The 6,935-nt window shown below is 58.1% G+C and carries 5 protein-coding genes; 3 read left to right on the forward strand and 2 right to left on the reverse strand.

The window, feature by feature from the left end:
- Nucleotides 1-158: 158 nt before the first annotated feature.
- From ACEQWH_RS02440 to ACEQWH_RS02450, 3 genes are all read left to right on the forward strand, one after another.
- Nucleotides 159-1,730, forward strand: coding sequence for a Re/Si-specific NAD(P)(+) transhydrogenase subunit alpha (locus ACEQWH_RS02440; RefSeq protein ID WP_370227985.1), 1,572 nt, complete (start codon nt 159-161; stop codon nt 1,728-1,730).
- A 13-nt stretch (nt 1,731-1,743) separates the two neighbouring features.
- Nucleotides 1,744-3,177 carry an NAD(P)(+) transhydrogenase (Re/Si-specific) subunit beta gene (locus ACEQWH_RS02445; RefSeq protein WP_370227987.1) on the forward strand — a complete coding sequence of 478 codons (1,434 nt, stop codon included), beginning with the start codon at nt 1,744-1,746 and terminating at the stop codon, nt 3,175-3,177.
- Between the two features lie 217 nt (nt 3,178-3,394).
- Nucleotides 3,395-4,672, forward strand: coding sequence for a DUF3422 family protein (locus ACEQWH_RS02450; RefSeq protein WP_370227989.1), 1,278 nt, complete (start codon nt 3,395-3,397; stop codon nt 4,670-4,672).
- Here ACEQWH_RS02450 and ACEQWH_RS02455 read toward each other — a convergent pair.
- On the reverse strand, nt 4,669-5,967 hold the full coding sequence (locus ACEQWH_RS02455; RefSeq protein WP_370227991.1) for a 3-deoxy-D-manno-octulosonic acid transferase: 1,299 nt from the start codon (nt 5,965-5,967) through the stop codon (nt 4,669-4,671). The genes ACEQWH_RS02450 and ACEQWH_RS02455 overlap by 4 nt on opposite strands.
- Nucleotides 5,964-6,932: a GTP 3',8-cyclase MoaA gene (moaA, locus tag ACEQWH_RS02460; RefSeq protein WP_370227993.1), complete on the reverse strand. Its 969-nt coding sequence runs from the start codon at nt 6,930-6,932 to the stop codon at nt 5,964-5,966. The genes ACEQWH_RS02455 and moaA overlap by 4 nt, the downstream gene beginning before the upstream one ends.
- Nucleotides 6,933-6,935 lie beyond the last annotated feature (3 nt).

The raw sequence follows: 6,935 nt of genomic DNA on the forward strand, positions 1-6,935 counted from the left end.
CTTGTGTGCCAGTAGGTCGCACACGGGGTGTCAGAGGTCGCGCTCAAGTCGCCGGAACACCTGTTCAAAACCTTGTAGCACTGAGGTTTTGCAAGTAAACGGATCTCGGTTCTTGGGTTTAGAAGCAAATTGCACCGTTAGGTGAGGAGACAAGAGACGTGAAAATCGGAACTCCGAAGGAGATCTTTGCGGGGGAGTCGCGTGTTGCGATGACGCCTGCGTCGGCTTCACAGCTGATGAAGTTAGGGTATGAGTGTGCCATTGAGAAGGGTGCTGGTCTTGCGGCTGGTTTTTCGGATGCGGCTTATAAAGAGGCTGGTGTTGAGGTAATCGGCACGGCGGCAGCGCTATGGAAGGCCTGTGATATTGTCGCGAAGGTGCGTCAGCCAGAAGAGGTCGAGCTGAAGCGGCTGACCAAAGGCAAGACGCTGATTTCCTTCTTTAACCCGGCGGCCAATGACGCTGGAATGGAGCTGGCCAAATCCAAGGGCGCGACTGTGATCGCGATGGAAATGGTGCCACGCATTTCGCGCGCGCAGAAAATGGATGCGCTGTCCTCGATGGCCAATATCGCGGGCTATCGCGCGGTGATTGAGGCGGGCAACAATTTTGGGCGCTTCTTTACAGGCCAGATCACGGCGGCAGGCAAAGTGCCTCCGGCCAAGGTTCTGGTTGTGGGCGCGGGCGTTGCAGGCCTGGCAGCGATTGGCACCTCGACCTCGCTGGGCGCGATCACGCTGGCGTTTGACGTACGGCCAGAAGTGGCCGAGCAGGTTGAATCCATGGGCGCTGAATTCGTCTATCTGGATTTTGAAGAAGAACAGCAGGACGGCGCGGCCACGGGCGGTTATGCCTCTGTGTCCTCGCCTGAGTTCCGCGAAGCGCAGCTGGCCAAGTTCCGTGAACTGGCGCCAGAGGTCGACATCGTGATTACCACCGCGCTGATCCCGAACCGCGAAGCGCCAGAGCTTTGGACCGAAGACATGGTCAAAGCCATGAAGCCTGGCTCTGTGATTGTGGACTTGGCGGCAGAGAAGGGCGGCAATTGTAAGCTGACCGTGGCGGACGAAAAGATCGTGACCGACAATGGCGTGACGATCATCGGCTATACCGACTTCCCGTCGCGAATGGCGGCGCAGTCCTCGACGCTTTACGCGACCAACATCCGTCACATGATGGCCGATCTGACGCCCGAGAAGGACGGTCAGGTCCACCACGACATGGAAGACGACGTGATCCGCGGCGCGACCGTGACCTTTGAAGGCGAGATCACCTTCCCGCCACCTCCACCAAAAGTGGCGGCGATTGCGGCGCAGAAGAAACCCGAGGTTAAGGAAAAGACCCCGGAAGAGCTGCGCGCCGAAGAAGCGGCGGCCTTCAAAGCACAGACCAAACAGCAGGTGACCCTGCTGGCGGTTGGCGGTGCGCTGATGCTGGGTGTGGGCCTTGTGGCACCTGCAAGCTTTATGCAGCACTTCATCGTCTTTGTTCTGGCGGTCTTTGTGGGCTTCCAGGTGATCTGGAACGTCAGCCATTCGCTGCACACGCCGCTGATGGCGGTGACCAATGCGATCTCGTCGATCATCATTCTGGGGGCGCTGATGCAGATCGGCTCCAGCTCGGCTCTGGTGATTATCCTTGCGGCTGCCTCGGTCTTTATGGCCGGGATCAACATCTTTGGCGGCTTTCTCGTGACACGGCGCATGCTTGCCATGTTCCAGAAATCCTAAGGAGTAGAGATCAATGGAATTTGGTTTTACTACAGCGGCTTACGTGGTCGCAGCCGTTCTGTTCATCCTGTCCCTGGGTGGTCTGAGCGGACAAGAGAGCGCGAAACGCGCGGTCTGGTATGGCATCGTCGGTATGGCGCTTGCGGTCTTTGCAACCCTGATCGGCCCGGGCGCAGGCCTATGGTGGCTGTCGATCGTTCTGATCGCAGCGGGTGGTCTGATTGGCTATCAACTGGCCTCCAAGGTCGAGATGACCCAGATGCCGGAACTGGTGGCCGGCATGCACGCGCTGGTCGGTCTGGCGGCTGTCTTTGTGGGCTTTAACGCGCATTTTGAGCTGATCAATGTGATGGGCATGGATGCGGCCGAGAAGAAATCCCTTGAAGGCTTTGCAGCCCTTCTGGCCAAGAAAGACGCGGTCGAGATCAATATCCTGCGGGTCGAAGCGGCCCTGGGCATCTGGATCGGGGCTGTGACCTTTACGGGATCTGTCATTGCCTATGGCAAGCTGTCGGGTCGTGTGACCTCGGCGGCGACCAAGCTGCCGGGCGGACATGTTCTGAACGCGGCAGCGGCGCTGGTCTCGCTGGGCTCGCTGATCTGGTATCTGAACTCTGGCGATGTTCTGCCGCTTTATATCCTGACCCTGATGGCGCTGTTTATCGGCTATCACCTGATCATGGGCATTGGCGGCGCGGATATGCCTGTCGTGGTCTCGATGCTGAACAGCTATTCCGGCTGGGCGGCAGCGGCGATTGGCTTCAGCCTTGGCAACGACCTGCTGATCGTTGTGGGCGCGCTGGTGGGCTCTTCGGGTGCGATCCTGAGCTACATCATGTGTAAAGCGATGAACCGCTCCTTTGTGAGCGTGATCCTTGGCGGCTTTGGCGGTGCTGCGGGCCCTGCGATGGAAGTCGAGGGCGAGCAGGTCGCGATTGATGCCGAGGGCGTTGCGAGTGCGCTGGATGAGGCTGACTCTGTGATCATCATTCCGGGCTATGGCATGGCGGTGGCACAAGCGCAGCAGAATGTGGCCGAGCTGACCCGTCGTCTGCGCGCCAAGGGCAAAGAGGTGCGCTTTGCGATCCACCCGGTTGCAGGACGTCTGCCAGGCCACATGAACGTGCTCTTGGCGGAAGCCAAAGTGCCCTATGACATCGTGATGGAGATGGACGAGATCAACGACGACTTCCCGGAAACGGATGTTGCAATTGTCATCGGCTCCAACGACATCGTGAACCCGGCCGCTCAAGAGGATCCGAACTCGCCCATCGCAGGCATGCCGGTTCTGGAATGCTGGAAAGCGAAACAGGTGTTTGTCTCAAAACGCGGGCAGGGCACCGGCTACTCGGGCATCGAAAACCCGCTGTTTTACAAGGAAAACACCCGCATGTTCTATGGCGACGCAAAAGCCTCGCTGGACACGCTGTTGACCATGATCCAGTAAAACACACGCAACCCAAGAAGAAAGGGCGCCCAACGGCGCCCTTTTTTGCGGCTGGTGCAAAAATGGGCAGGGGCACATATTCGTGCGATATTTCATGCCCTTACCCAAGCTGGCCCGGCGTTGTATACCTTTGCATTCACTTAACACATTGAAAATAAACAAAAATGCATTGACGCTTGGGCTGTGATGCCTAGGGTGGCCCCAAATGGAGCCCCCCATGACACCGATCAAAGATCATCCTCTGCGTTATCGTCTTGCAAATGAATTGCACGCGCGTCCTTTTCCCTCTTTTACCGCGCCGGCCACGGTCGTGTTTCTGGCGATCAAAAAGCAGGATCAAGCCGCAGGCCGGGATCGCGGGATGGATATCGCGCACCTTATTTCTTTGCTGGATCGCTATGATGCTCCGCATCCGCAACCGGGCGCGACGCATTATTCGGGGGCCATTGGGCGGCACAATATCAAGTGGGAACAACACACAGAATTTGTGACCTATACGGTGTTTTCAGACGGGGTAGATGACCGCCCCTTTGATCCCGCGGCTTTTGACGTGTTCCCGCATGACTGGCTGCAAGAAGCACCCGGTGTGCGCGTGACCTCTGCCATTCTGCGGGTCGAGCAAAAGCCGTCGGATGACAGCGTGCAACAGATGCTGCGGGATTGGTTTGTGCCAGAGAGCCTGGCCTGCGGGCAGGTGTTGGATGAATCCCTTGTGATTGCCGGAGATTTTCGTGTGGATCCGGCAGGCCACTTGCGGTTTGCGGTTCTGCCGGAAGCATCCTGTGGGCCGGGGCGTATTGGCCGTGTTGTGCAGCGTATCTGCGAAATCGAAACCTATAAAGCGATGTCGATGCTTGGGTTTTTCCGCGCCCGCGAGATGTCAGGCCGCACGGGGCAGATTGAGGTCGAGCTCACGCGTCTAATGGACGAGATGACGGGCACCGCAGAACCTGAAAAGACGCTGGACGGCTTGCTTGCGATCTCTCAGGAGTTAGAGGCCACGATCGCGCGGTCGTCTTATCGGTTTGGGGCGACAAAAGCTTATTCCGCCTTGGTGAAACAGCGCATCGAGGTGTTGCGCGAGACGCCCTTTAAGTCTCGACAAAGCTTTGGTGAATTCATGATGCGCCGGTTTGATCCGGCCATGCGGACGATTGAGGCCACACAAGATCGTCTGAACCAGTTGGCGGATCGCTCTATTCGCGCGAGCGAGTTATTGCGGACCAAGGTCGATGTGGCGCGGTCTGAGCAAAATCAGGACTTGCTTGCAAGCATGGATAAGCGTGCGCAAATGGCGCTGCGGCTGCAAGAGACGGTCGAAGGGCTGTCGGTGGTCGCCATCAGCTATTATGCCGTGTCGCTGGCTGGTTATCTGTTCATGCCACTCGCGTCGGTCTTGGGCGTGTCAAAATCCATGTTGATCGCTGGTTTGACCTTGCCGGTCATCGGGCTGGTCTGGATGCTGATCCGCCGGATCAAATCCAAGCTGCACTAAGGGGCGATCAGCGCCAATAGGTGGCCGGCGACGTCTTTGCGGATGTTGCGGCTGGCCTCGATATAGAATTTTGCGTTGGCTTGCAGCAAAGCGACTTCATCATCGCCCCAAAGCGCACAGAGGGCCTGTCCCAAGGCCGCGGCATCGGCGACTTCCATACTGGCTTCTTGCTCGGCCATATCCGCATAGGCCTGTGCGAAATTGGCATAGAGCGGACCGTGCAGAATGGCGCAGCCCATATGGGCGGGCTCATATGGGTTATGTCCACCAACGGGAACAAATGAGCCGCCGATAAACACAAGTGTAGACAGGCTGTAGAACAGTCCGGTCTCGCCAAGCGTATCGGCCAGGTAGATCTGCGTGTCGGGGGCGATCGCCTCATCCTTGCTGCGCATGGCGACGCGCCACCCCTCGGTGCGCAGCATGTCGGCAATCTCTGGCCCGCGTTCCGGGTGGCGAGGCAGCAGGATCATCAACCCGTCTGCGTGCTGGGCCACAAAGTGTTTGTGCGCGGCACTCATCGCCTCTTCTTCGCCTGCGTGGGTCGAGCTGGCGAGCCAGAACGGGCGCTCGGCGATGGCTTGTGCCAGCCGCGCTTTCTGCAGATCGTTGACGGGCAGGGGATCAGAAGATTTCTTGAGATCACCAGAAGTTACGACTTTCCATGGCTCTTGCACAAACGCGCGTAGCCCGTCGCGCACCGGGTCAGTCTGACATAGAACCAGTGAAAACCGGCCAAAGAGGGCGCGGGCCAGATCGGCGCGTTTGCCCCAAGACATCAGTGACTTTTCCGAAAGGCGCGCGTTGATCAAAGCCAGCGGGATCTCTGCATCATGTACTGACGCGATTTGGTGCGGCCAGATCTCGCTTTCCACAAAGGTCACAAGGTCTGGTTGCCAGTGATCCAGAAACCGCTTTGTAGCGGCTGGGGTATCAAGGGGCGCAAACTGGTGAATACACCCCTCAGGCAGCCGCTTGCTGGCCAGTTCTGCCGATGTTGTCGTGGTGGTGGTCAACAGGACCGTCATACGCGGGGCTTGCTGCCGCAGTTCCTTGATCACATCCAGGATCGACAGGGTTTCGCCCACGGAAACGGCATGGATCCAAAGGAGTTTGCCTAGCGGTCGCTCTTGGCTGGCCACACCTGCGCGTTCATGCAATCGGGCTTTGGATACGCCCGCCCGCTGCAGTTTCTTGCGGGCCATGCGATCGAGAATAGGGGACGCGATCTGAGCACCGGCTGTGTAAAGCCGGTACAGCATTGGAAGCGGCGCCGCGTCTGCGTCTGTCTTCATCCGCCGGTGTGGCTCATGTGGCGGGACATCTGACCGTCGATGCGTTGGCGCGAATAGTCAAAATCATGCCCCTTGGGCTTTTTGCTGATCGCGTCACGAATGGCGTCGCTGACAGGGCCGTTGCTTTCCGAGGCCCGCAGTGGCGCACGCAGATCAACCATGTCTTCTTGGCCAAGGCACATATAAAGCTGGCCTGTGCAGGTCAGGCGCACGCGGTTGCAGCTTTCGCAGAAGTTATGGGTCAGCGGCGTGATAAAGCCGATCTTTTGCCCGGTTTCTTCAAGGCGGACATAGCGGGCAGGGCCGCCGGTGCGTTCGCTGAGTTCGGTCAGCGTGTAGGATTGCGCCAGCTGGCTGCGCAGATCTTCAAGTGACCAATATTGACCCAGTCGATCCTCATTGCCCAGATCGCCCATCGGCATGACTTCGATCCAGGTCAGATCCATGTCGCGGCTTTTGCACCATTCGGTGATGGCAAGCAATTCACTGTCGTTGAAGTCTTTCAGGGCGACGGCGTTGATTTTGACGCGGATACCTGCCTTTTGCGCCGCATCGATTCCGCGCAGAACGTTGTCCAGTTTGCCCCAGCGGGTGATCGCGGCAAATTTCTCGGGCACGATTGTGTCTAAAGAAATGTTGATGCGTTTGACGCCATATGCAGCCAGATCATCCGCAAAACGGTGCAGCTGCGAGCCGTTGGTCGTCAGCGTCAGTTCTTTTAGTGCGCCGCTGTCCAAGTGGCGCGACATGCCCTTAAAGAACGTCATGATGTCGCGACGCACCAGAGGCTCGCCGCCGGTAATGCGCAGCTGCTCGACCCCAAGGTCCACAAATGCCGTGCACATGCGGTCCAGTTCTTCCAGCGTCAGCAGGTCACGCTTGGGCAGGAATGTCATGTCTTCGGCCATGCAATAGACACAACGGAAATCGCATCTGTCGGTCACAGAGACACGCAGATAGGTGATCGG

Origin of the sequence: Cognatishimia sp. (assembly GCF_964229375.1) — a bacterium.
Lineage (GTDB): Bacteria > Pseudomonadota > Alphaproteobacteria > Rhodobacterales > Rhodobacteraceae > Cognatishimia.